The 26,636-nt window shown below is 60.4% G+C and carries 16 protein-coding genes; 5 read left to right on the top strand and 11 right to left on the bottom strand.

Going from position 1 to position 26,636, the window contains the following annotated elements:
• Nucleotides 1–2: 2 nt before the first annotated feature.
• Nucleotides 3–3,011, bottom strand: a complete 3,009-nt coding sequence (locus V2391_RS05790) for a glycoside hydrolase family 2 TIM barrel-domain containing protein (protein ID WP_329738561.1) — start codon at nucleotides 3,009–3,011, stop codon at nucleotides 3–5.
• A gap of 376 nt (nucleotides 3,012–3,387) precedes the next feature.
• Between V2391_RS05790 and V2391_RS05785 the strand changes: the two genes are divergently transcribed.
• The gene (locus V2391_RS05785; protein ID WP_329738560.1) at nucleotides 3,388–4,404 is read left to right on the top strand and encodes a LacI family DNA-binding transcriptional regulator; all 1,017 of its coding nucleotides are present in this window, start codon (nucleotides 3,388–3,390) and stop codon (nucleotides 4,402–4,404) included.
• 305 nt (nucleotides 4,405–4,709) lie between these two features.
• On the opposite strand, the gene aspS is transcribed toward V2391_RS05785, so the two are convergent.
• Nucleotides 4,710–6,497: an aspartate--tRNA ligase gene (aspS, locus tag V2391_RS05780; protein ID WP_329738559.1), complete on the bottom strand. Its 1,788-nt coding sequence runs from the start codon at nucleotides 6,495–6,497 to the stop codon at nucleotides 4,710–4,712.
• A gap of 256 nt (nucleotides 6,498–6,753) precedes the next feature.
• On the opposite strand from aspS, the gene serB reads away from it, so the two are divergent.
• The 4 genes from serB to V2391_RS05760 all read left to right on the top strand — a co-directional run bounded on the left by serB (nucleotide 6,754) and on the right by V2391_RS05760 (nucleotide 9,756).
• The gene (serB, locus tag V2391_RS05775; protein ID WP_329738558.1) at nucleotides 6,754–7,389 is read left to right on the top strand and encodes a phosphoserine phosphatase SerB; all 636 of its coding nucleotides are present in this window, start codon (nucleotides 6,754–6,756) and stop codon (nucleotides 7,387–7,389) included.
• 114 nt (nucleotides 7,390–7,503) lie between these two features.
• Nucleotides 7,504–8,286, top strand: a complete 783-nt coding sequence (gene larB / locus V2391_RS05770; protein ID WP_329738557.1) for a nickel pincer cofactor biosynthesis protein LarB — start codon at nucleotides 7,504–7,506, stop codon at nucleotides 8,284–8,286.
• 10 nt (nucleotides 8,287–8,296) lie between these two features.
• A complete protein-coding gene (locus V2391_RS05765; RefSeq protein WP_329738556.1) occupies nucleotides 8,297–9,214 on the top strand; it encodes a LarC family nickel insertion protein in 918 nt (305 codons plus the stop codon).
• A 2-nt stretch (nucleotides 9,215–9,216) separates the two neighbouring features.
• Nucleotides 9,217–9,756 (top strand): TetR/AcrR family transcriptional regulator, encoded by a 540-nt coding sequence (locus V2391_RS05760; protein WP_035136846.1) that lies wholly within the window; start codon nucleotides 9,217–9,219, stop codon nucleotides 9,754–9,756.
• A gap of 308 nt (nucleotides 9,757–10,064) precedes the next feature.
• On the opposite strand, the gene larD is transcribed toward V2391_RS05760, so the two are convergent.
• The 9 genes from larD to V2391_RS05715 all read right to left on the bottom strand — a co-directional run bounded on the left by larD (nucleotide 10,065) and on the right by V2391_RS05715 (nucleotide 26,273).
• Nucleotides 10,065–10,796 (bottom strand): D/L-lactic acid transporter LarD, encoded by a 732-nt coding sequence (gene larD, locus V2391_RS05755; protein WP_329738555.1) that lies wholly within the window; start codon nucleotides 10,794–10,796, stop codon nucleotides 10,065–10,067.
• A 49-nt stretch (nucleotides 10,797–10,845) separates the two neighbouring features.
• Nucleotides 10,846–12,123 (bottom strand): nickel-dependent lactate racemase, encoded by a 1,278-nt coding sequence (gene larA / locus V2391_RS05750; protein ID WP_329738554.1) that lies wholly within the window; start codon nucleotides 12,121–12,123, stop codon nucleotides 10,846–10,848.
• Nucleotides 12,124–12,667: 544 nt separating this feature from the next.
• On the bottom strand, nucleotides 12,668–15,481 hold the full coding sequence (locus V2391_RS05745) for a phosphoenolpyruvate carboxylase (protein WP_370446102.1): 2,814 nt from the start codon (nucleotides 15,479–15,481) through the stop codon (nucleotides 12,668–12,670).
• A gap of 257 nt (nucleotides 15,482–15,738) precedes the next feature.
• Nucleotides 15,739–17,052: a histidine--tRNA ligase gene (gene hisS, locus V2391_RS05740; RefSeq protein WP_117640032.1), complete on the bottom strand. Its 1,314-nt coding sequence runs from the start codon at nucleotides 17,050–17,052 to the stop codon at nucleotides 15,739–15,741.
• A 303-nt stretch (nucleotides 17,053–17,355) separates the two neighbouring features.
• The gene (locus V2391_RS05735) at nucleotides 17,356–18,600 is read right to left on the bottom strand and encodes an MFS transporter (RefSeq protein WP_329738553.1); all 1,245 of its coding nucleotides are present in this window, start codon (nucleotides 18,598–18,600) and stop codon (nucleotides 17,356–17,358) included.
• A 100-nt stretch (nucleotides 18,601–18,700) separates the two neighbouring features.
• The gene (locus tag V2391_RS05730) at nucleotides 18,701–19,996 is read right to left on the bottom strand and encodes a M20 family metallopeptidase (RefSeq protein WP_329738552.1); all 1,296 of its coding nucleotides are present in this window, start codon (nucleotides 19,994–19,996) and stop codon (nucleotides 18,701–18,703) included.
• A 117-nt stretch (nucleotides 19,997–20,113) separates the two neighbouring features.
• Nucleotides 20,114–21,097, bottom strand: coding sequence for a DMT family transporter (locus V2391_RS05725; RefSeq protein ID WP_273377248.1), 984 nt, complete (start codon nucleotides 21,095–21,097; stop codon nucleotides 20,114–20,116).
• A 220-nt stretch (nucleotides 21,098–21,317) separates the two neighbouring features.
• Nucleotides 21,318–23,507, bottom strand: a complete 2,190-nt coding sequence (locus V2391_RS05720; RefSeq protein ID WP_329738551.1) for a YhgE/Pip domain-containing protein — start codon at nucleotides 23,505–23,507, stop codon at nucleotides 21,318–21,320.
• Nucleotides 23,508–26,273, bottom strand: coding sequence for a YhgE/Pip domain-containing protein (locus V2391_RS05715; protein WP_329738550.1), 2,766 nt, complete (start codon nucleotides 26,271–26,273; stop codon nucleotides 23,508–23,510).
• Nucleotides 26,274–26,636: the final 363 nt, after the last annotated feature.

Raw genomic sequence — 26,636 nt, 5'->3', positions numbered from 1 at the left:
ACTTATGCCTCCTTAATGGGTGCCAGTACCTGAGCCAGATCGGCAGACGTCAGCGGTCGCAGGGACACCTCAAAGCTGAAGCTCTCAAAACGGGTGCGATAGGAATCGAGCACCTCGGAACCCCAAGAGTTCGAACCAAGGCCGAGCAGCTGGTCGTTGATGTTGACCGTAACCGTGTCGCCCTTGACAAGGTCGTAGACGTGCTTGGCGTTATCGATGGCCTCGCAGCTATAGGGCCATGCCGAGAACGAGAACGGATTGGAGGCAGCGTCAGCCGGACGCGTCACCAGCACGCCGTCACCGTGGCTAGAGCGCAGGGCAACCCAGCGGGTACCCTCGCGGTTGGCACAATCCTGGGGCATGACATACGGCGTGAACATGTCGTCGACCGTAGTGCGGTAATGACCGACCGGGTTGGCGCGCAGCGAGTCCGGATAGTTCTCGCCCGGGCCGTGGCCATACCACTCGACGGCACGATCGCAACCGGGGACCTCAAAGGAGATGCCGATGCGCGGGATGATATCCGAGTAATCGCCGTAGGGCTCGCCGGAAACCTTGAGGTCGACGCGACCGCTCGGAAGCACGGTGTAGACAAGCTCGACGCGCATGCCGAACGCACGGACGGGAGGAGCAATGCGTTGGCTCACGGTAACGGCGACCGCATTGCCGTCCTGCTTCCAAGAAACCTTGCGGGTGGACGTCTGCATTACATCGATGAAGTTGTCCTTCCACAGGGAGTCGTACTCCTGGGCGTGGTTGTCGACGAGCGGATGCCAAAAACCAACCTGGGGGCCAGAGGCCATGACGTCGCGGCCGGATGCCTTCCACTCGCTCACGGTGCCGTTTACCTTGCTGAAGGTCAGCTCGCCGTTGAGGGAGTGAATGCGAATCTCCTGCTCGGTCTCCTCGACCGTAAGCTCAGGACGAGTGGGGGCCGCAATGGCCGGCGCCGGATGGTTTGCGATGGCAAACTGGTTTGCGCCCAGTTGGAACATCGGCTCGCACCAGACGTGAGCGGCCATGGTGTAGGCGCGCACAGTCAGCAGGGTCTCGCCTACCGCGGCCTCGTGAATCACCAGCGGAAGCTGGACGGACTCACCGGGGGCAACCGCACCGGGCATGAGCGTCTTGCGGCAGACCACGTCGCCGTCCACCAGGGTCTCCGCCGACAGGCAAACATCCTCGAGGGTGGTAAACCAGCGCTTGTTGGTGACAGTCAGCTCGCCCGCCTCGGCGTCATAAGCCATGCGAACCGGGCAGATGACCTGGCCGTACTCGGTAAGGCCCGGGCTCGGCTGCTGCCAGGGGAACACCATGCCATCGATGCAGAAGTTGCTGTTGTTGGGGTAATCGCCGTTGTCGCCGCCATACATGTCGTAGGCAACGCCGTCCTCGGTCACAGCAGCCAAGCCGTGGTCGCACCATTCCCAAATGAACTGGCCCTGGATGCAATCCCAGCGATCGAAGACCTCCTGGTACTCGGACAGGCCTCCGGGGCCATTGCCCATGGAGTGACCGTACTCGCAGTTGATGCGCGGCTTGGGGAACGGATGTTCACCAAAGTCGTTCATCTGCGACACGCGGGAGTACATGGTGGAGATAACGTCGACGGTATCGGCGTTGCGGTCCTCCTCGTAGTGGACCGGACGACCATCGAGCTCGTGAGCCTTGGCATACATTGCACGGATGTTGCAGCCATAGCCGCTCTCGTTGCCCATCGACCACATAATGATGCAGGCGTGGTTGCGCTCCTGCATCACCAGGCGCTCAATGCGGTCGACGTAGGCCGGCTCCCATGCCGGGTCGTCGGTGACCAGGGCGATATTGCCGATATTCTCGAAGCCGTGGCTCTCCATATCGGTCTCGGCGACCAGCATGATGCCGTACTCGTCGCACAGCTCGTAGAAGCGCGGGTCGTTGGCATAGTGAGAGGTGCGCACCGCGTTGATGTTGTGCTGCTTCATGAGCTCCAGGTCGCGGCGCATGCGATCGAGGCCCACGGCGCGGCCCTTGTGATCGTCGTGATCGTGGCGGTTGACGCCATGCATCTTAAAGTAAGTGCTGTTGAGGTAGATATGATTGCCCTCGACCGTCACCTCGGCAAGACCCTGGCGATGCGGGACGTACTCGCTCACCTTGTCGCCGTCGTAGACCTCAAACGTAAGGTCGTAGAGGAAGGGGTCCTCGGGATTCCAGAAGTGGGCATCGGTCACGCTGCACTCGGCATGGCCGTCGACGCACTCACCCGTAGCCACCACGTTCTCGCCATCGCTGAGCGTATACACAACGCGGGTAGCGCCCTCGGCCACCGTATCGAGCGTAATCAGAGCGGTATCGCCCTCGCGGTGCGTGCGGAACCTAAAGTCGACCAGGTGCGCGGCGGGACGCTGCACAAGGTATACATCGCGGAAAATGCCCGAGGCCCACCACATATCCTGGTCCTCGATATAGCTGCCATCGCTGTACTGCAGGACCTTGACCGCAAACAGGTTGTCGCCCTCGACGAGCGCGTCGGTCACGTCGAACTCGGCAGACAGGCGCGAGCCCTTGGTCATGCCGATAAACTGGCCGTTGACGTACAGCTCGCCATAGCTCTCGATGCCGTCGAAGCGAATGATCTCGCGAGCGCCGGCGGGAACAGCGGGAAGATTGACGATGCGCTGGTAGACGCCCGTGGGGTCGTCGGAGGGAACGAACGGCTGGTCCACCGGGAACGGGAAACCCTCGTCGGTATAGGCAAGATTGCCATAGCCGTCCACCTGCCACAGGTGCGGAACCTCCACGTGATCCCACTCGGGCTTGTACGTGGAGAGTTCCTCGTTGGAGACGGCAGCGGGGCCCTCAAAGAGGCGGAACTGCCACGAGCCGGACAGCTGGACAAACCCGCGCGACAGCTCGCGGCTGTACGTTGCAGCGAGATCGGCGGTCTCATAACCCATAAAGTACGCATGGGGTGCCAGGCGGTTCCTATGGGTGAGCGCTTGGTTTTCCCAATCGTTAATGGTGTCCATGGTGATGCTCCTTCGTCATCGTAGTGATTCTTGTGCAACCGGTTGTCCTTATCTTACGGGCGATGCAAAAAACTGTGCAACCGGTTGTCCGCTGAACGGTCGATTTGGTCGGGTTAACGGTGCAACCGGTTGTACAACCGCGACACTTATGTCACCCTGAGTATCGAAACTCAGCGCAAGACATCGTTCTCAAGCTCGTAGGCAACCGCCACGCCCGCTGATATCTCACCCATACGAGACGTATTCAATTGCGGCTTGGTTGCAAAACGACACCGGTCACCGGATATCATGAACGCTGTTCAGGCGCACTATAGTAAGCTGTATCCGCACCAGCCCGTATCAGCGACAACATCGACCGCATTCTCCAGGAGACGCCATGACCCAACCAGTTCGCACCGCACCTACGCTTGCCGAGGTTGCCGCAGCTGCCGGCGTGTCGCGCTCCACGGCATCGCGCGCTCTCAACGATTCGCCCCGCATTAGCGAGGAAACCAAAAGGCGTGTCCGCGCGGCGGCCAAGGAAGTCAATTTTGTCCCCAACGCTCGTGGCCGAGCGCTCGCTGTCGGGCGCACGGAAATCATCGCCGTGCTCGTGACCGAGCCCCTAAGTGAACTCTTCAGCGACCCCACCTATAGCGAGTTTTTGAGCGGCATTACCGAGGAACTGTCGGAGTCGTCCTATCTGCCCGTTATCTTGCAGGCGTCTTCTACGCATGAGCGCAACCGCGCACGCGAGCACTTTGAGCGCCGCTCGTTCGACGCCGTGATCGACGTCTCCCCCTACAAGGGCAGCGAGCTGCTCGAGGTACTGTGCGAGCTGGGCGTACCCACCGTGTTGTGCGGCCAGCTCGAGGGCCACCCCTATCGCGATGTGTTCTCGACAGTCTACTCTGACGACGAAGAGGGCGGACGCTTTGCGGCACTCGCCATAAAGGATCGCGGGCGCAAAGATATCGTCGCCGTGTTGGGACCGCAAGACAACCCCGCTGTTGCCGACCGCCTGCGCGGCTACCGCGCCGTCTTGGGCGAAGACCTCCCAGACGCAAACGTTATCTATACCGGCTGGAACAGCGGAGACGGCTATCAGGCCATGCACCAGATTCTCGCGCGCGAGATCGCTTTCGATGGCGTGCTCTGCGGATCGGACCGTATCGCGGCTGGCGTCATCACCGCACTCAACGAGGCGGGCCTATCCGTTCCTGCGGACGTTTCTGTCGTCGGCTTCGACGATCACGAGATTGCGACGCGCTGCGTCCCCGCGCTCACGACCGTCCGCCAGCCCCTGCGCGAAGAAGGCCACATGGCCGCCAACATTGCGCTCGACATGGTCAAGGGTGCCGAGCCTACCACCTCCGTGATGCACATGCAGCTGATCCAGAGAGACTCGCTATAAGAAACTGGGGCAGGCTTTCTGCCAGACAGTTGTTGCGGAAAGCCTGCCCCGTTTTGAGCGCTCATTCTGGGGCACAGTTTCCGTTAGACAGCTCAACCGGAAACTGTGCCCCATTATTTTGCCGAATTCTGGGTCGCGCTTTCCCAGAGGACCCCCTTTGGGAAAGCGCGACCCGTTTTGGACGCAAATTCCGGGTCGTAGTTTCCGCGACGCCCGGTCATCCCATGCCCTCACGACCTCGGCGCATAAAAAACGAGGGAAGGCACGCGTCCTTCCCTCGTTACAGGCAATATGTAGCCGCTTCCCTACATCAGGCGCAGACTGACGTCCTTGAGCTGGGCACCGCTAACGGCACTCGGAGCGCCCGACATGAGGTCGGAGCCGCTGGCCGTCTTGGGGAACGCCATGACGTCGCGGATGGAGTCGGAACCGGTGAGCAGCATGCACACGCGGTCCAGGCCCAGAGCGAAACCGCCCATCGGGGGCGCACCAAACTTGAGGGCCTCCATGAGGAAGCCGAACTGAGACTCGGCACGCTCCTCGGTAAAGCCCAGGAGCTTGAGCATGGACATCTGCATCTCGGCGTTGTGGATACGCATACCGCCGCCGCCGGCCTCAAAGCCGTCCATGACAAAGTCGTAGGTGCAAGAACCGGCCGCCAACGGGTCGGCCTCGATCTTGGCGATGTCGGTCTCGGTCGGCAGGGTAAAGGGCTGATGCTCGGCAGCGTAGGCCTTGCGGTCCTCATCCCAGTGGAACAGCGGGAAGTTGACGACCCACAGGAAGTCGTGGCCCTCGCGCTTGATCTCGAGCGCGTTGGCCATGTGGGAACGCATGCCGCCCAGGATCTCGTCAGAGAGCAGGCGCGGGCCGGCGGCAAACATCACAAGGTCGCCGGGCTCGACGTCCATGCGCTCGCGCAGGGCTGCCATCTCCTCGTCCGAGAAGAACTTGACGATGGGGCTGTTGATAGAGCCGTCCTCGCGGAAGGCGATCCAAGCCAGGCCCTTGGCGCCAAACGTGGAAGCCACGCCGGCGAGCTTATCGATCTTGGCACGTGCCCAGGCACCGGCGCCCTTGGCGTTAATGGCCTTGACGGCAGAGCCCTCCTCGTTTGCGGCAGTCGCAAAGACCTTAAACTTGGAGTTGGCAAAGATGTCGGTCAGGTCGACCAGGTGCATGCCATAGCGGGTATCGGGCTTGTCGGAGCCATAGGTGTCCATGGCCTCCCAGTAGTCCATGCGACGCAGCGGCGTGGGCATCTCGACGCCCATGCGGCCGAAGGCGTCGGCCAGGACCTCCTCGAGCGCGCTCATGACGTCATTCTGGTCCACGAAGGACATCTCGATATCGACCTGGGTGAACTCGGGCTGACGGTCAGCACGCAGGTCCTCGTCGCGGAAGCACTTGGCAACCTGGTAGTAGCGCTCGACGCCACCGACCATGAGCAGCTGCTTCAGAAGCTGCGGAGACTGCGGCAGGGCGTAGAAGTTGCCCGGCTGAATACGGCTGGGAACGATGAAGTCGCGGGCGCCCTCGGGCGTGGACTTGAACAGGGAGGGCGTCTCGACCTCCATGAACTCACGGTTGTGCAGCGCCTCACGAATGGCAAAGGTAAAGTCGGAACGCAGCTTGAGGTTGGCCATCATCTCGGGACGACGGAGGTCCAGATAGCGATAGCGCAGACGGGTGTCCTCGCTGGTCTCGATGCCGTCCTCGATCTGGAACGGCGGGGTGACGGACGTGTTGAGCACCTCGGCGTGGTCGGTCAGGACCTCGATCTCGCCGGTCGCGAGCTTGGTGTTGGTGGTCTCCTCGCCACGAGAGCGCACGACGCCGTGGATCTTGATGGGCCACTCGGGACGCATGGTCTCGGCGATCTTAAAGGCGTCGCCGTCGGAGTGCTCGGGGTCGAAGGTGAGCTGCGTGATGCCCTCGCGGTCGCGAAGGTCGCAGAAAATAAGGCCGCCGTGGTCACGGCGACGGCTCACCCAACCGGTGAGGGTGACCTCTTCGCCCACGTTCTCGCGGCGAAGCTCGCCGCAGGTACGGGTGTGCATGGAATGCTCGTCGATGGGACGGGTCTGGCTCATACCAGTGATCCTCCTTTATGGATCTGTGCCGCCCCGTGTCGTTCCGGGCGGCGTCGTACAGATTTGCCCAGCCTGCGTAAACCGCGCAGCCAGACATGGCGTTCTATCTTATCGCACCCGCGTCGATGTGCCGCGAAAAAGTGGCTCCTGCCCAAAGACTTGACGGAGACGAAACAATTGACGCACCGCGGCCGTCGCTCAGGCTTGCGGCGTGCGACAATATCCCCCAATATAACTGCACTCGGAAAGGCCCGCCATGACTGCACGCCTCATCGTTATGGATATCGACTCCACGCTCATTAACCAGGAGGTCATCGACCTGTTGGGCGAGGAGGCCGGCGTGGGCGAGCAGGTAGCGCAGATCACCGAGCGCGCCATGCGCGGCGAACTCGACTTTAAGCAGGCGCTCGAGGAGCGCGTGGGGCTGCTTGCCGGCCTGGACGAGAGTGTGTTCGAGCGCACCTTTGAGCACGTGACGTTTACCCCCGGCGCGCTGGAGCTTGTGCGCTCGGCGCACAGCAAGGGCTGGAAGGTCGGCGTGGTAAGCGGCGGCTTTCACGAGGTCGCCGATAAGATCGTGGCCGCCGCGGGCATCGACTTTTGCCTCGCGAACCGCTTGGAGGTCGTGGACGGCAAGCTCACCGGTAAGCTGGCGGCAGACATCGTGACCAAGGAGTCCAAGCTCATCCAGCTACTGGACTGGGCGGTTGAGTGCGGTGTCGATATGGCCAATACCGTCGCGATCGGCGACGGCGCCAACGATATCCCCATGATTCAGGCCGCGGGCACGGGCATCGCGTTTTGTGCCAAGCCCAAGACGCGCGAGGCCGCCCCGTTTGCCATCGACGAGCGCAACCTGATGCTCGCCATGGACATCATCCTGCGCGACTAGCCGATCCGTCTAACAATTGAATCAGTCTGTCCTATAGTTTCCGAACAATTTTGTCTTAGTGTTCGGAAACATACCCTTTGAGTGCTAGACTTTGCGCCGTCGAAGGGAACATATATGGATAAGCAAGATCTTGAGCAATTGCTGAGCGATGTTGCCGGCGGAGCAGTCACCCCGGCAGTCGCCCTCACGCGCATCCAAACGGCGCCAACCGCCGATCTGGGTTTTGCACAGCTCGATCTTTCGCGCGGAGTGCGCCAGGGAGCCGGCGAGGTTGTCTACGGTGCCGGTAAAACCGCCGAGCAAATTGCCGCCATTATCGAAGCGCTGCGCGATGCCGGCCAGGAGCGCATCCTGGTCACGCGCCTGGATGCCGAAAAAGCAGCCCGTACCTCGGAGCTCCTCGACAACGGCATCGACCTGGGATATGTCCCGGACGCACAGCTCGCCCTCGTGGGCGGCAAGCCCTCCCCTACCGGCAACGGACGCATCGTCGTCGCCTGCGCCGGCACGAGCGACTTACCCGTCGCCGAAGAAGCCGCGTTGACGGCCGAGTTCTATGGCAACGAGGTCGACCGCCTCTACGACGTAGGTGTCGCCGGCCTGCACCGCCTGCTCGCGCATGCCGAGGAACTTGCCCAGGCGCAGGTGGTCATCGCCATCGCCGGCATGGAGGGCGCGCTGGCGAGCGTTATCGGCGGTCTGGTGAGCTGTCCGGTCATCGCCGTTCCCACCAGCGTTGGCTACGGCGCAAGTTTTGGTGGCGTAGCTGCACTGCTCGCCATGCTCAACTCCTGTGCCAGCGGCGTTTCGGTCGTCAATATCGACAACGGCTTTGGCGCCGCCTACCAGGCAAGTCTTATCAATCATCTGAGCGCCGGCACACCCCGCGCCCGCTAAGGAGCATTCCATGTCCAATCATCAGCACACGCTTATCATCGACGGCACCTCGGGCATCAGCGGCGACATGACTGTCGCGGCCCTGCTCGACCTGGGCGCCAGCGAGGAGCACCTGCGCGAACAGCTCGCCGCACTGCCGGTCGACGGCTTTACGATTGCCGTCACGCGTGCAAACAAGCATGGCATCGACGCCTGCGACTTTGACGTTCAGCTTGCAGAGGAGCTCGAGAACCACGATCACGATATGGCCTGGCTCTACGGCAACGAAGCGGCTGCCGAGCACACACATGAGCACGAGCACCACCATCATGGCCATGGCGAGCACGAACACGAGCACACACACGACCATGACCATGAGGCCCACGGCCATGGTCACGAGGGTCACCATCATGCCCACCACCATCACCACCGTTCTTTGGCGGACGTCACCGCCATCATCGACGGCTCGCAGCTAAGCGATGGCGCCAAGCGTCGCGCCCTCGCCATTTTTTCCGTACTCGCCGCCGCCGAGGCCAAGGCTCACGGCAAAACGCCCGAGACCGTCATGTTCCACGAGGTGGGCGCCGTCGACTCCATCGTCGACGTCTGCTCTGTCGCCATCTGCCTCGATGACCTAGGTATTGAGGACATCGTGGTCGAGTCGCTCTCCGAAGGCCACGGAACCATTCGCTGCGCCCACGGCCTTATGCCCATTCCCGTCCCCGCTGTCGTCAACCTGTGCCAGGCGGGCAATATCGCCCTCACGCCCGCACCGGTCGCCGGCGAGCTCGTGACGCCCACGGGCGCCGCCATCGTCACCGCGCTGCGTACGTCCGACCAACTGCCCTCACGCTACCGCATCGAGGCCGTCGGCTACGGTGCCGGTAAGCGCCCCTACGAGGGCTGCTCCGGCACGCTCCGCTGCCTGCTCGTCCACGTGGACGCATAGCCATGGATGCCCGCAAAGAAAAAAGCCGCGCTGCTATTGTCACGGCGTTTTCCGAGCTCCTTCGCGAGGAGGACTACGGCAAGATCACCGTCGGCGACATCATCGCGCGCGCTCACGTAGGCCGCGCGACATTCTACGGCCTCTTTAAGAGCAAAGACGACCTACTTTCTGAGCTCGTGAGCGATATCTGCACCCACGCCCTCGATGACGATGGCACACCGCTCGACGACCCACTCGTGCAGATCGAGCATATTCTCAACAATCTCTGGGAGCGTCGCCAGGGCGTCCGAGCCCTCGTAGCCGGCGCCGGCTCACGCGTCTTCGCCGACTGTTTACGCAAGACCATCATGTCACGAGCAGCCGAAACCGTCCCCGCCGACCCCACAGGCCCCGCTGGCACCATGGACCGCAGTTTCTTACTACACCACATAGCCTCAAGCTTCGTAGGAATGGTCCAATGGTGGGCCTGGCACAACTTCGAAGCCCCAAAAGAGGACGTAGCCAAAGACTACCTATCAGCCATAAAACCCCTCTTCAACTAAGTAAGAAGCTCATCCCAAAGCATCGCCCCAACCCAGGCCGCCACGCATCCCAAAGTGTCACTCGCGCTTCACCGCCCCCAACAGCAACAAGCCCCTCCCATCCAAATCCAAATTCAGATTTATATGTTGGGCTGCTTGTTCCAACGCGGCCAAGATCCCGCAGCTGGCCGCATGGGGTAACTTCCCAGCGCATTCCGCAGGACGAAAGAACCCCCGCCGCACGAAGTGCGCAGCGGGGGTTCTTTCATGTCCGAGGACGCGCTGGGAAGTTACCCCATGCGGCCAGCGGACAACTATGTAGCCTCAGACTAGAACATGCCCAAGAAACCGTGCACAAACAGCGCGGCCAGAGCGGCACCGACAAACGGAGCGATGCCAGGAACGAGCAGGCCGTACTTCCAGTTGTTGTCAGCCTTGTTCTTGATCGGCAGCACCTGATAGGCCATGCGAGGACCAAGGTCACGAGCCTGGTTCATGGCGAAGCCGGTGATGCCGCCCATGCCCATGCCAACAGCCCAAACGATCAGACCGACGCAGATAGCGAGCATCAGAACGTTCTCGCCGGCGCGGTTAGCGGCAGCAAGGATGGCGCTGATGAACACGAAGGTGCAGATAGCCTCGCAGAAGAAGTTGCGGGCATAGTTGGTGCCCTCGGTGGTGGGGTTGGTCGAGAAGATGTTGCGCTGAGCAATGGGATCGATGACACCATCGGAAGCCTTGAACTCATCGGCATACATCAACCACGCGATCACGGCACCCGCAAAGCCGCCGAGCATATCGGCAATCATGAAGGGAATGCAGCTGCTCCACGGCACCAGGCCTACGATGCACTGGGCAAGCACCATGGCGGGGTTCATGCACACGGCGCCGCCAAAGATAAACAGAGCAACCGAGATGCCAAAAGACCAGGTGGTGATGGCAAACATGTGGCCGGAGCCCTGATACTTGGTGCCCTTAAGCACGGTATCGCAGTGTACGCCCACGCCAAAGATGATCATGAGGGCCGTTGCGCCGAATTCGCAGAGGAGTTTGGTAAGCATAAAACCTTATCTTTCTTGTCGGTTATAAACGATTCGTTTAGGCCGCACGCTAGTGCTGCGCGACGACAACGCCCAGGCCATCGGGGATAACGGCAACCTTGGCATCGGCACCCTTCATCTCAAAGGCGAGCTTGAGCGCCTCCTCGATAGTGTTGACCGGCGTCATGTGCATATCCTTGATCATCTGGTGATCGCACAGGTCGGTAACCATGATCACAGGGTGATGCGCCAGGATGCGGGCAAAGATCTGGCTCGTCCACTGGTCGGGCAGGGTCTCGTCCTTAGGACGGTCGATGCAGGCGCGCTCAAACTCTGCCGGATCATTGTCGGCGATGTTGTGATAGAAGCCCTCGCCACCGTGACCGTCGGCACAACCGGCGACATCGATGATCACGCCGCCCTCGGGAAGTGTGGCCTCTGCAGAGCACATGCCCTTCACGGCCTGATAGATGTTCTGGTCGAGCGGGTAGCCGCCGTTGGTGGTAATGGCAATCTCGCACTCGACGGGCTCAACGCCGGCAAGGCTCTTCACGAACTCGCAGCCAGCCTCGTGCGCCTTGTGGATGTCGCCGGCAAAGGAGCCGATGACCTCGTGCTTGCCGTTGAGCACCACGTTGAGCACAAAGGCAAGGTGAGCCATCTCGGCAGCGGCAAACATGTCCTCGCTCACGTGGTTGTGGCACAGGTTGCCGGCACGCGAATGGGAATCGTTCACAAACTGACCGTTGTGGTTGTACATGATGGTCTTGTAGCTGGCGATACCAGGCAGGACGGACTTGCGGCTACCAGAGAAACCGGCAAAGAAGTGCGGCTCAATAAAGCCCTCGGCAAGCAGCAGATCGCAATCGGCAGCAATCTTGTTGATGATGCACTCGCCGCCAGAAGGCAGGGTGCCGATCTTTTTCATCATGCTGTCGTCAGTCGCGACGTGCATAACGATTTCCTCGTTGGCAACGATCTCCTCGCCATACTTGTTGACGAGCTCCTCGTGCGTCGACGGACGATGCATACCCGTAGCAACCAGAATGCGAACGCGCGCCTCAGGCGCAGCGGAGTGGATGTGATGCAGCAGAATAGGCATGGTCACACGCGAGGGAACGGGACGCGTATGGTCGGAGCTAATGATGACAATGTCCTTCTTGCCAGCGCAAAGCTCCTCGAGCGAAGGCGAGCCATAAGGGTTGGCAAGTGACTCCTCCACAAGCTCTTCCTGCGACTTCGTGGTCTTAAACTCGTTTTGATGACCTTCCATCACACCCGCGAAGTTCTTATCCTCGAGCTCCAGATGCAACGTCTTGTGGTCAAACGGCAGTTCACATTCAAACAATGACGAGCGCCCTCTTCCTTTCAACTGACACACTAGATAAACCGTTGGAAGGATACGCCGCTCACCGAAAAACACCACCGTCCACCGACTCATTAACACAACGTTCATATTTGACCCACAACAAAACGGCCGCGACCCCAAACGGGACCGCAGCCGCTACAGTCGTAAGGCGAGAAGCGCCAAATGCGCCACCGGGATAGACCCCATCCAAAACGCGCGAAGCGCGCCAGCTTTTCCCAGCCAGTAATCCGCCGAAGACCGAACATCGCAGGGCCCGCCATTAGTTTACTTTTAGGCACACTCCGCAGGACGCAAGAAGCCCTCGCCGCACTCCGCATTAGGCGCGAAGCGCACCTTATTCTCATCAGCTTAATCCCTGAAGACCGAGGACGAAGGGACCCGACGGGTTTCCCTCTGAATGCACTCCGCAGCACGAAGCCCCCTTATCCGCAGCTCCAAAGGAGCAGGATAAGGGGGCTTCAAGTGCGAGGACGCATTCAGGGGGAAACCCGTCGGGTCCCGGTAAGAGCCACAGGGCTATCGATTACCCCGTGTTCTGCAAACCTGCCGAGACGCCGGTCACAGTCGAAAGAATCAGGCTCATGTACTCGGCCTTCTTCTCCTCGGCCATCTCGTCCTGATTCATGCGCACCTCGCGAAGGGCGCGGACCTGGGCGATGGACAGAGCGTCGACGTAGGGGTTACGCACGCGAACGGCGCAGCCGAGCACGCGACGACGCTGCAGCGGCCACTCATCGCCGACGATGGCAAGGACCCACTTACGCGTGAGCTGCATCTCGGTGAAGACCTTCTCGGACAGATCCTGGCGATCGCCCAGGTGCAGATACATCTTGGCAATGCGCTGATCGGTCTTAGCAATCGACATCTCGATGTTGTCGATAAAGGTGCGGAAGAACGGCCACTCCTGATAGGCAGCCTTGAGCTGGTCAAGGTCACCCAGCTGCTCGCAGGCGGTGCCCAGGCCGTACCAAGCGGCCAGGTTGATGCGTGCCTGGCTCCAGCTGAAGATCCACGGAATAGTACGCAGGTCGTCAAGCGACTTGGCGCCCAGGCCGCGCTTGGCGGGACGCGAGCCGATCGGCAGCAAGCCGACCTCGGTCAGCGGCGTCACAGTCGAGAACCACGGTGTAAAGTCCTCGGTGTTCAGCAGGTCCAGATAGCGCTCGTGGCTTGCGGTGTTAAGCTTCTCGGCCATATCCCAGAACTTCTGCGTGGTCTCGGTGTTGGTCTTCTCGACGCTCGGGGCCGACTGCAAAAGCGTTGCGGCGGCAACGGACTCAACATGGCGCTGAGCCAGCGTGCGGTTGCCGTAACGGGCAAAGATGACCTCGCCCTGCTCGGTGAGCTTAAAGAAGCAGTTGACCGAGCCCTTGGGCTGCGCCAGCACGGCCTTGTTGGCCGGGCCGCCGCCACGACCCACGGCACCGCCGCGACCGTGCATGAGCACCAGGTCGATATCGTTCTTCTCTGCCCACTTGGCGATGCGCTCCTGCGCGGAGTGCAGCGCGAGCATGGCCGTGGTAGGACCGGCATCCTTGGAAGAGTCGGAATAGCCCAGCATGACCTCCATGCGGCGGTTGGTCTGGGCAAGGCGCTTTTGCACCACGGGCAGCGTAAGCATCTGATCGAGCACGTCGACGCAGCCCTCGAGGTCCTCGAGCTGCTCGAACAACGGGATCACGTCGAGCTCGGGGACATCCTCCTCGTGTGCAAAGGACAGGTGCGCCAGCTCAAAGACGTCGGCCACATGCTGAGCGCTCTTGGTAAACGAGATGATGTAGCGGTGCGCCATCTTCTTGCCGTAGCGCTTTTGGATGGAGCCGATAGCGCGGAAGGTATCGATGACCTCGCGCGTCATGGGCTGCAGGTCGCCATGGATACCGTTCTCGTGGATATCCTTAAGGGCGCGGGCATGCACCACGGAGTGCTGACGGAACTCCATCTCGACCATATGGAAGCCGAAGGACTCGACCTGCCAGATGATGGTTTGGACCGGGCCGTAGGCAGCACGGACGGCACCGCAGGCGGCCAGCGAACGCTGGACGACGCGCAGGTCATCCAGGAACTCGTCGGCGCTGTGGTACATGGTGTCGGTGATACGACGGACGGTGGCGTTCAGGCGGTCGGCCATGACGAGCATGACGGCGCGATGCGGCTCGTGCTCGGAGATCAGCTCGGCGCGGGCCGTGTAACGAGGGCTCATCTCGACCTGATGGTTCCACAGGTTAATGAGCTCGGCCGACGGCTTGCTGTAGGTAGCCTCGAGCGTGAGGTTGCGGCCGATGTGGCGGCACTTGTCCTCGAGCTTGAGCACCATGTGCGTAAAGTACTTGGCGGCAACCTCACGGCTCACCTTGGCGGTGACGTTGGGGTTACCGTCGCGGTCGGAACCGATCCAGCTGCCGGGATGGAAGAACGCCGGGCACAGCGGCGGCACAGTACCGGCCTTGTCGCCCAGCACCCAATCGTCAAAACGACGATAGATAACGGGGATAACGTCGAACAGCGTGTTATCGAAGATGTCGATGATGGTATCGGCTTCCTCGACCGGCGTGGGCTTCTTGAGCGCGATGGGACTCGTACGCACCAGGGCGTCGATCTCCTGCAGCATATGGCGCTCGTTCTCCACCAGGTCGGAGCCGCCCAGACGCGGACGCTCCTCCAGCAGGTTGGAGATACGGCGGATCTTGCCCTCGACGGCCTTACGACGGGCCTCGGTGGGATGTGCGGTAAAGACAGGGTGGAACTCGAGCTTGTCGAGCAGCTCGTTGGCACCCTCGACACCCAGCTCATTCACCAGCTGGTGATAGGCAACGGTAAGCTCGTTGGCAGGATCGACCTCGGTATCGGTCGACGCACCGGCCTCGCGCTCGCGCAGCTGCGCCACACGGTAGTTCTCCTCCGACAGGTTTGCCAGATGGAAAAAGCTCGTAAAGGCGCGAACGATGACCTGCTGCTTATCGAGCGGCAGGCTGTCGATCAAATCGACGACCTCACGAAATGCCACGGCAGTGGGCTCGTCGGCGGTGGGCACGCCCTGCTCGTCGACGGCTTCGTCGGCAGCGCAGGTACCGGGGTTGCCGGCATTGACCACAATCTCGGCTGTCAAAATCTTGTCGAACAGGTCCGCGATCTCGGGATCATACTCGCTAAGCACACGGCGCTCCAGGCGCAAGAACAGCGCCAGATTGTCGCGCAGCTCCTCGGGGATCTCGATCTCGGCGAGACGCTCCCTGGACTCGGCATTCGAGCCGATTCGGTTAACGAGGCGGTTGACCACGGCAGCGACGCGCGCCGCGGCTTCGGGTACAGACTGGTTGCTTAGGTTCTCAGCCACGTTTCCTCCCATTCCTCCTTCTATGCACGTAACATGCGGTATTCATTATAGGCGCTTGAGAAATACTTTCGACACTGATTGCGCTTTACCACACAAAAGTATTTTCTGCATTGCAAAGGTTTTTGCCCTAAATGGTCGTATTTCTCGGTGGGCGGCATACGTAAACGGGGGCATTCCGCATAAAAGCGAAACACCCCCGTAACAATCGCTCTCCATGAGCAGGGCACGTTAGCAGGCCCGAAGCTCAAAAAGATGCGCTACAGGCGCTCGCGAACCGCCTCGACGACGTTGTCCAGATCGGCGAGCACCTCGTCATGGCTCTGCATGTCGCGCACTTTGACCTTGCCGGCGGCAAGCTCGTCGCCACCCAGGACCAAGATGAGCTTGGCGCCTACCTTATCGGCTTGCTTAAACTGGGCCTTGAGCGAACGACCCTGATAGTCGGCCTCGGTCACGATACCTGCGGCGCGAAGCTCCTGCGTAATGGCAAAGACGTTCTGACGCAGCTCCTTGCCGGCGTTGGCGACATAGACGCACGGGGCCTCATCGGCACCCAAATCGCTGCCAAAGGCCTGCAGGGCCAGCAGGGCGCGCTCAAAACCGACAGCAAAGCCGACGCCCGCCGTGGGCTTGCCACCCTCGAGCTCGACCAGGCCATCGTAGCGGCCGCCGCCGCCGATGGAGCCGACGCCGGCGCCAGGGGCCTCGACCTCAAAGACAGTACGGGTGTAGTAGTCCAGGCCGCGCACCAAGGTGGGATCCTCGACATACTCGATACCGGCGGCATCCAGATAGCGCTTGACCTGCTCGTAGTGCTCGCGGCACTCATCGCACAGGTTGTCACCCATCAGCGGAGCCTCGGCCATGATCTCGCGGCAGTGGTCGTTCTTGCAGTCGAAGGCACGCAGCGGGTTGAGCTCGGCGCGCTCGCGGCACTCATCGCACATCTCGTCGGCGTGATCGAGGATGAACTGCTTAACCTGCTCGCGATAAGCCGGACGGCACTGGGCGTCACCCATCGAGTTGATGAGCAGACGAAGCTTGGAAAGATCGAAGCCAAGGCGCTTGTAGAACTCCATGAGCATGATGATGCACTCGGCGTCTGCCGCCGGATCGGGAGCGCCGAGCCACTCGATGCCCACCTGGTGGAACTGGCGCAGGCGGCCCTTCTGGGGACGCTCGCCGCGGAACATAGCCTCGGCGTAGTAAGCCTTAAACGGCGTGGAGCCCTGGGGCACCAGGTTGTTCTCCACGACGGCGCGCACCACACCGGCCGTGCCCTCGGGACGAAGCGCCAGGCGCTGCTTGGGCTTGAGCTTGGTGTCGGTGCCCTCGGTAAAAACGCGCTCCAGATTGGCGCCGCTAAAGACGCGGAACATCTCCTTACGCACGACGTCGGTCGACTGGCCGATGCCGTGGACAAAGACGTCCACCTGCTCGATCGCGGGCGTTTCGATGGGCTTAAAGCCAAACGGCTCGAATACGCCGGCCGCAATCTGCTGCATCTTTTGCCAAGCGCGCATCTCGGCGCCGATAAGGTCGCGGGTTCCCTCCGCCTTCTGTGCCTGCATGGGCAAACACCTTTCTTTTGTATCGCGTCATAGGTAGTGGACATTATACGGCACAAAGCAGCAACGCGGCGGCGCGTCTGACCGAACGAGGGTATGGGGACTCGTTCGGCCAGACGCGCCGCCGCTATTTGTAATCCCTTTTCCTCCGTCTCCTTCGGGTCACATGATCTGCTGGGGACGGAGGAAAACGGATCATTCTTAGGCCCGTGGCCGCCTTGGAAACCGAATGACGGTACGAGCATCCATTCGGCTTCCAAGGCGACCACGGACAGAACGGGACAAACAGAAAAGAGCGACGGACGTCTATTCCCCCGCCACGCTCGCGCGCAGCTTGGCGGCGATGGGCTCGGATGCCAGCAGGAACACGAGCATAACCATGGAGCACACCAGGCACACGATCCAGGTGCTCGCAAAGGAGCCCGTAGCGTCGAACAGCACACCCGAGACGATGGCGCCCATGGTACCGCCGACCATCTCGAGCGAGGTAATAGTGCCCGTGACCTTACCCAGGTCGGCCATGCCAAACTGCTTAGACGCAGCGATCGTGGGCGTAATGGTGCCCATGCACGTTCCGATACCAAAGCTCACGGCAGCCACGATGGGGCCGAGGTCGGTTGCGGGGAAGCACAAGGCGACGCAGGCGACGATGCACGCAACGGACCCCAACACATTGCCAAAACGCAGGCCAAATCGATCATAGATGGCGCCAAGGGAGATCTTAGCGATAACGACGGTAACCATGTAGGCCGAAAGCACGGTGCCTGCCCACATGGGGTCGTGGCCGCCCGTGACGATCTTGGCGCCGTTGACGGTGACGCTCGTCATATTCGTAACCTGGTTGGGCAGGATGGCGCCATTGACAAGGCCCATAAAGAGGAATGCCACGACGAGCAGCCAGAATGCCGGGCTCTTCTTAATGCGCGACCAACCGACGCTGACCTCGGGGGCCGTATGCTCGTCCTTATCGCCCGCGGTGGAAACAGACGGATCGCCCGGGTTCTCGCCGAGCGGCTTAAGGCCCATCTCGGAAGGTTTGGTGCGGAAGGAATACGCCGTAATGGGCAGCGCCGCCACAATGCAGACGGCGGCAAGCACCAAGAAGGCAGAACGCCAGCCAACGCTCACGATAAGCGAGCTCACGATGGGAGACAGAATAGCGCCGCCAAAGCCCGAGCCCGAAAGTGCGATGGAGATGGCAAGGCCTCGCTTGGCCGTAAACCAGTTGGCAGTGACGAGGCTAATGAGCAGGCGGGTCGAAGCCACGGCGAAGCAGCCCGAGACGGCAAAGAGCACGTAGACCTGCCACAGCTCACCGACAAAGCTCATGCCGGCAAGAACGGCAGAGGTGGCGATAACAGTGAGGGAGCCCAAAACGCGACCGCTCACCTTGTCGGCCACATGACCGATCACAAGTGAGCCGATAACGCTCACAACGGTAGAGATGGCGTTGGAGATGTTGTACTGCGCAAGAGAAATGCCCAAGTCGCTGACGATGAGCGGCTGAAACAGGCTCATGCAGTTAACGAAAATCGTGTAACACGTGGCCATGATGACAAAGCCAGGCGCCGGTAGTGCCCAAGATTGCCTTGAAAGACAAGGGCATAGGCCTTATGGCCATGCCCGCAGGCTTGAAAGGCAAGGTTGGGTACTACCGGTGGTCGGCGATGTAGCCCAAAGCGACGGCGGCATAAGCCGCGGCGCCAAGGGGAAGCTCGGCATCGCTAAAACGTGCCTTGGGATGGTGCTGGGCAAAGTGTTCGTCCGTGTCGGTTACGGCCGCGCCCACGGTAAAGTACGCACTCGGAATCTCGCTCGAGATAAGCGCGAAGTCTTCACTCGCCATGGCATGGAAAAGCGGCAAGAAAGCCGCCTTGGGCAGCACTGCGCCCACGTAGCCAAGCGACGCCTGAGTCATATCGCTGTCGAGTACAAGCGGCGGAACATCCGAAAGCGTCTCGATGGTCGCCGGCGTACGATATGTTGCAGCAACGCCGTTAACGACCTCGGCGATGCGGGTCTTGAGGTGAGCCATGAGCTCAACATCAAAGCCGCGCAGCGTTCCCTCGAGCACGCAGGTGTCGGGGATGACGTTGGCCGCCAGGCCGCCAGCAAACTTACCGACGGTAAGTGCGACCTCCTTGGCCGCCGGCACTTCGCGAGCGATAAGCTCCTGAAGCGCCAGGTGCACATGGACGCCGGCCGTGATGGGGTCGATGCAGATCTCGGGGCTCGAGCCATGGCCGCCCTTGCCCTGCAGCGTGATGCGAAAACCGTACACGCCCGAGAGCGCCGGGCTCCCATAGAGCACCAGGCCAAGCGGCGATTGGCTGTTAACATGCATGGCAAAAGCCGCCTGAGGACGCGGGTTCCGCAGCAGACCGTCGGCGATGGCGGCGCGGGCACCCTCAAAGGTCTCCTCGCCTGGCTGGAACAGCAGTTTGACAGTAGCGTTGGCGTCGACAAGCTCGGCCTCGCGGGCCTTGAGCAGGCGCGCCGCACCAAGCAGCGCCGTCGCGTGCATATCGTGACCGCAAGCATGCATGCAGCCGTTCGTAGAGGCGAAAGGCTCGCCCGACTCTTCGGCAACGGGCAGGGCATCCATGTCGCCACGCAGCATAATGACCGTACCGGCCTGTTCGTCCGCGCAAACGCCATTGCCCTGGGCCGCGGCGGCACCGGCACCGACAAGGCCCACAACACAGGAACCATCGACGAGCGTGGCAAACGGGATGTCCATCTCGGTCAGGCGCGCCTGGATATACGCAGAGGTCTGCGGGAGGCTATTACCCAGCTCGGGCATCTGGTGCAAATCGTGTCGCCACGCAGCGAGCTCGCCTGAAAAAGCCTGAGCCTCTGCAACAAGACCGTCACCGATAGCGGCCTGCGCCGCCGCGGTGGCCTTGGGCGCTGATTGCGGTTGAAAATCGGACAGAGCTGGTGCCATAGATGCCCTCCAGTGAAGTTTTAGCAGTAGGCACTTTCATGTTCTAAAGTGCAATGCATAACTTTAAAGGCGAGGCATAAAAAAACGCCACCCCAGAAGGGCGGCGCAACAAGTTGTTTACAATCGCGTTCGCGGCTTTTTGCGCAAAAAGTCGAAATGCGTCTCGCTCAAAATAATCGATAGGAAGATGAGGGCGAAGCCGGCGAGCAGGCGCGAGGTGAGCGCCTCCCCCATCAGCAGCACCGAGAACAGCGCACCCGAAGGCGACTCCATGGAAAGGAGCAGCGAGCCCGTCGAGGCCGGGACATGCGCCAGGCCGACGTTTTGGATGAGCAGGGCCACGCACGTACAGCCCACCGAGAGAAACGCCATCGCACCGATAAAGCTCGGCGTCCACACGGACAGAGGCGCTTGGGTCTCGAATAGCAGCGACGAGACCAGGCTCAGCACGCCGTTGCCCATAAACATCCAAAACGTGATGACGTTGATGTCCATTTTGCGACCGTACTTGGCGGTCACCGCCATCTGGATGGCGAAAAAGACCGCACCCGCCAGCGTAATGACGTCACCGATGTTGAACTCGACGCTATCGAGCGCCACCAGGCCAATGCCCGCCAAGCACAGCAGTGCTGCACCCAGGTTGTAGCGGGTGAGCTTTTCGCCGCTCAGAAAATAGCTCGCGAACGGCACAAGGATGCAATACGTGCCCGTCAAAAAAGCATTCTTGCCTGCCGTGGTCTGCGCCAGGCCGACCGTCTGCAAACCGTAGGCACCCCACATGAGCGCGCCCATGCCAAGCCCGACGATCAGGTTGCGGGCATTGAAATGAGCGACGATGCGCTTATGGAAAATGGCAAACATTACCAGTGATGCCGGGAGAAAGCGAACGTAGACCAGCTCGAACGCCGGAATGGTGTCGAGCGCGCCCTTCATAGTGGTAAAGGAGTAACCCCAAACGACCGCCACCGAAAGTAGCAGGACCTTCCAGAACAGCGGCGAGCGTGCGCCGGCGCCGCGAGAGGCACCACCGGCACCCAGGTCTTCGCGGGCTACAGGGCTATCGGGCAAGTTTTCGATTTCGTTGGCAGCGTATTGGGCCATGGAACATCCTCACACTCAATCTGGGCGTGGTGTCCGCACGCGTATGGCTGCGTGCCGCCTCATGGTCAAATAAAAACGGGGCGCACCGGACCCCCGGCACGCCCCGCTACTGTAGCAACAACCAAGCAACCCACGCAATCCAGCCCGCTAAAGCGCTTTGTTCCGCCGTTCTACCGAACGGCGGACCGGCCGACGCTGCATCAGCGTTAACGCTGCCGCATCAAATTAGCTTTGTCGACTCCAGCTTTTCGATAATCCAGTCGTTGGCTTTGATGACCGGACGGCGGAAGACGACGCCCAGGGCTAGCGACGGAACCAGATAGCTCGCCAGAATACCCAGCTCAACCCAGTACTCCATATGGTAGGCGCCAGCCATGGCGGCATGCATGGCGTTGATACCGTGAGTGAACGGCAAGAACGGATAGATCGCCTGGAACACAGGGCCGGTCATCTCGATGGGGAATGTGCCGCCCGAACCACCGACCTGCATGACCAACAGCACGACAGCGAGCGCCTTGCCGATATCGCCAAACGACACCGTAAGCGTGTAGACGATATTGGAGAACACGAGACTCGCGACCCAGCCCGCCAACACAAACTGCAGCGGGTTGTCGCACTGAATGCCAAAGAACAGGATGTCGCCCGCGCACACGAGCGTCGCCTGTAGCAGGGCCAAACCGCCAAAGAACAGGTAACGACCCAGGTAGATCTCGTGCAGGCGCACGGGGATGAGCTCGTTGATGAGCTCATCGTCAACCGAGACCTTCATCATGGCCGCCAGTACGATCGAGCCGACCCATAGCGACAGAATCGTGTAGAACGGCGCCATGGCCGAACCGTAATTGCGAATCGGATAGACCGGCTTGCGGTCGAGCGCGACGGGGCCGGAAAGCGACACGGCCAGACCCTCGGGATCATTGCCGATCATCGTCTTGATCGTAGCGAGGTCATCCGACATCAAGGCGCCGTCGAGCTCGTCCTTAAACGCGCTGATCTTGTCCGACGCCTCGCCCAGCTGATCGGAAGCCTTGTTGACCAGCTTTACAGCCTTAGAGAGGCCCTTTGCCAGCGAACCGGATGCGTCGGTCAGGTCGTCTACGGCACTATCCAGATCGCCCGAAATACCATTCAGTGAATCCAGAACCCCCGAGACGGTCTTCTTGAGCTCCTTGGCCTTAACCGAGAACGTGGAATCGTAATCGGATTTGGCACCCGCGACACCGGCCTTGGCATCGGCGATAGCCTGATCGACCTCGGCACGCGAGTTGTTGACCTCGGCCATGCTATCGGAGAGAGACTTCGCGGTGGCCGCCAGATCCTCGGCATTGTTGCGGTACTCAACGGCGATTCTGTCCAGCGACGTCGCGGCGGACTTGAGGCCGCCCTTCAAATTCTCATCGCTCACCTGGTCGGCAAGGCTGCGGAGCTGATCGGCCATCTCATCGATATCCTTGGCGCGCGTATTGAGCGCCGCCGCGGCATCGTTGAGCTGAGACACCGTAAGGTCCACATGCTGGTTTGCGGCATCGAATGCCTTCGCAAGCTCGGCGGACACGTTGTCGAACGAGCCCGCGCTTCCGTCAATCGCGGCGTTGATGGCGTCGTTGGCGGCCTTCAGCGCTTCTTTGGAATCGCTCATGCCGCTCTTGGCATGCTCCATCAACTGCTTGGTCGACTCATCGACCGTACCCGTCTGCTGGAGCATACCGCTCGCCGACGTCAGCGAATCGGACGTAGAGCTCAAAATGCCCGCGAGCGACGAAGCATTAGCCTGAACGTCTTGCAGGTCCTCAATCGAATCGCCGAGCGTCGAGGACAGGTTGGCGATAAAGTTGCTGACCTGGTCGGTGCTCATGTAATCGAGCAGGCTGGACACCGTCTTAAGACCGATGCTCGTAATGGTCTCGGTAAAAGATTCGTTAACCTGGTTCTGAACGGCGCTCGAACCCTTCTCGGTCACGATCTGCGCGATGGCGTTGGCCTTCTGGTTCTCGTAAAACTCGATATCGGCGTGTTTCACGTCGGTCGAGAAAAGCGTCATCATGTCAGCGCTAAACGTTTTGGGAATAACGACGGCAGCATAGTACGCGCCCGACTTAACGCCCTCGATAGCCTTTTCGCGATCGTTAAGCACAACCCAATCGAAGCTCTCGTTGCCACGTAGGGTGGCGGTCACGTTTTCGCCCACGTTAACCTCGACGGGGATCAGATCGCTCTCGTAACCCTCATCGGTGTTGACCACGGCAATCTTAAGATTGCCGGTGTTGCCGTACGGATCCCAGCTGCCGGCGATGTTAAACCACGCGTACAGGCACGGCACGATAATGAGGCCCATCACGACAATCAAGCCGATCACGGAGCGAGACACGTTTTGGACATCGCGCCTAAACAGATGCAGGATGTTCTTCATTTATGCCTCACCTCCTTTGGAGTGCTTGCCGAACGGGGCGGTATCTCCATCATTTATGGCTGTGTTGTCGCTGCCCTGAGATTTATGGTGCGAGCCGATATGCGGCAAGCGGCCCGTGGACTGATCGCCGCCCTTGGCACCACGCTCGCTGGCGTTGAGACCAAACATGTGGCGGGCGGCAGGAATGGCGGCCGTGTGCTCGCGCATCTCGCGACGAAGGTCCTCATCCGAAAGCGCCGAGATGCGCATCTGGGTATTGAGGCTCGCACGGATATATTCGATATTGATAAGCCAGCCGCAGATGGCAATAACCGAGATGATCCAAATGACAAGCAGGATGATCTTGCCGTTATTGTCGATATCGAGAACCGTCGACAGGACAAAGAGCAGGACCTGAACGCCCACCACGGCGGCAAAACCGCCCTTGATGTAGTACGGGTAGCGATGTTCAAAGGCGACCGCATGATCGAGCAGTTCGCGACGGTACGAATCGGAATCGAGCATGACACGCATGGCCGTGCGCAGCGAGTAGCGCTGGCGCGGCAGGTCGTTGGACTCGCAAATCATCATACCGGTCGTGGAAAGCTGTTTATCAAAGAGCAGGTTGAGGTTGAGCAGCAGCGGACGCAGCTGCAGGCCGATAAAGAGCGCCACGATCAAGAACACGCCCAGAATGCACAGGTTAAACAGGTAGTTGAACGAATACATGCCGCCGACCGTCTCGCGCAGCAGATTGATGCCGTAGGTAAAGGGCAGCAGCGGGTGCAGCCACTGGAAGAAGCCGGGCATCATCTCGATGGGGTACATGCCCGACGAACCCGGGATCTGCACGATGACGAGAATGACGCCGATAGCCTTGCCGATATGCTTAAACGTGGTGGACAGCGCATAGATGATATTGACGTAGGTGAACGAGATGGCGATGCCGCCCAGCACGAACAGCAGCGGGCTGACGCACTGCACGCCGATCACCAGATCGCCTACCGTAACGATGATGGCCTGGAACGCGCCCAGGATCACCAGGAGCAACCAGCGGCCAAAGTAGCCCTGACGCGCGGTAAAGCTGCCGATGCCTTCGCGGTCGACCTCGAGCTTGTAGATGGCGATAAGCACGTAGCCGCCCACCCACAGCGCCAGATTGGTATAGAACGGGGCAATGCCCGAACCAAAGCTCTTGACCGGATAAATTGACTTTGAGGTCAGCTCGACCGGAGATGCCATGAAGTCTGCAACGTCATCGACGTCGACGCCCATCAGGCCGGCCAGCTCGCCCATGGACTCGGAGGTCTGTAGCGCCGCGATGTCGTTGGCGGCGGTTCCGAGCTTGTCCTGGACCTTGGCAAGCGAGGCATCGGTCTGGGACAGCGTGGTCTTGGCCTGACCGAGCGTAGCGTTGAGTTGCGAAAGCGTACCGCGCGCACTTGCAATCGTGGGCGTGAGGCCAGACACGATTCCCGTCAGATCACCCGAGACGGCGGCAAATGAATCAAGCGCGCTCGAAGCCTTCGACAGCGCGTTTTGACCCAGGTCCGTCTGGGCCTGGCCAAGGTTGGTCGCACCGGTCTGGATTGCGTTATTGATAGCGTCGCTGGCGCCCGAGACAGCCGCGGCGTCATTCGCCATGGCGCTCGACTGCGCAGACAGACCGTCCTTGATGCTCTGAAGCTTTTCATTCTGCTCGCGGAGCAAATCGATGGTCGATACAATGCGCGCGTCAATTTCCTTGGAACCTGTCGACGTGTCATTAACGAGAATTTCCAAGTGCCCGATAACGGCCTTATTGTGGTCGATCGTCGCTTGGAGAGACTCAAGCGAGTTGTCGATGCGGGTGGTCGTAGATGTGACCGCGCCCGTCAGCTTGCCAATCGCAGCGTTCGCGGAGGCTGACGTCTTGGTGAGCGCAAGGCTGCCTTCCGAGAGTGCCTTGGAGAGCGAGGCGACAGAGTTGCCCGCCGTAGCGCGCGCCTCGCCCAGCAGGTCATTGCCCTGAGCGATTGCCTGCGTTAGAGAGGGCGTCTGACCCTGCAGGCCCGCCAACGCGGCATCAGCCGAGGCAATGGAACCGCTCGTCTTATCGATGGCGGCATTCATGTCGCCAATCGAATCGCGCACCTCACCCAAGGTACCGGATGCCTCTGATACCGAACCAGCCAACGAATTCTGAGTCTGGGTTGCCTTGTCCTTTAAATCGACCCCGGCATCCTTGGCGATGCTGGCAACGGTCTCGCCCACTGTGGAGACAAATTCCGAGTTGATCTGCTCCTCGATGGTGCTTGCACCGGTGTCGGTAACCTTGGGCGCAATGGCGCTCTTCTTCTCATTGACGTAGTACGTAAGCTTGGGCTGATGGTAGTTGCCGTCGAGCATCGAAACCAGGTTATCCGAAAAGTTCTTGGGGATTACGATGGCCGCATAGTACTCACCGCTCTCGACGCCCTCCTTGGCATCGGCCGCCGAATCGACGAAGGTCCAGCCCAGCTGATCGTTCTCCTTGAGCCGATCGACGACCTGGTCGCCCGCGTTGAGCTCGCCCACCAAGTCGTTTTGGGTGCCCTGATCGTTGTTGGCGATGGCAATCTTGATACCCTGGGTGTTTCCGTACGGATCCCAGTTAGCCACGATGTTGTACCAGGCATACAGCGAGGGAATAACGCACACGCCAAGGGTAACCACCAAGGCGACGGGGTTCACAAGCAGTCGCTTAATGTCGCGCTTAAATATCGCAAAGGACACCTTTGCATTGGATAGTTTGCTGCCGAGACTCACGCTTGGACCATCCATCCTGTCGTTAAATCGAATCGTACTATCGACAACCATTGTACGTAGGCGCTTTAGCGTCTCAGAGCACAATGGTATTGAGTTTTGCGGGTAGCAATATACTACGAAGACAAATTAACGTACAGTTGTACAGTATCTTTAATTTCAGCAGGTCACAAAACCACAACCCCGACAAATAATTGATCCCTTGGGGACGGAGGAAAACGGATCACCGAATCAGACCGACCCCCTCGGTGATCCGTTTTCCTCCGTCCCCAAGGGATCAATCAAAAGGAAACGAGAGTGGAAAATCTCTCACCTCAAGCCCGCATTCGAGCCAAAAGTGGGAGATTATCCACTCTCGTTCTAATC

It is taken from the genome of Collinsella sp. CM84Y_54 (assembly GCF_036317945.1).
Taxonomy (GTDB): domain Bacteria; phylum Actinomycetota; class Coriobacteriia; order Coriobacteriales; family Coriobacteriaceae; genus Collinsella.
Note: the sequence above shows the minus strand (reverse complement) of the source record. Positions and strands in the feature narration are given on the sequence as shown.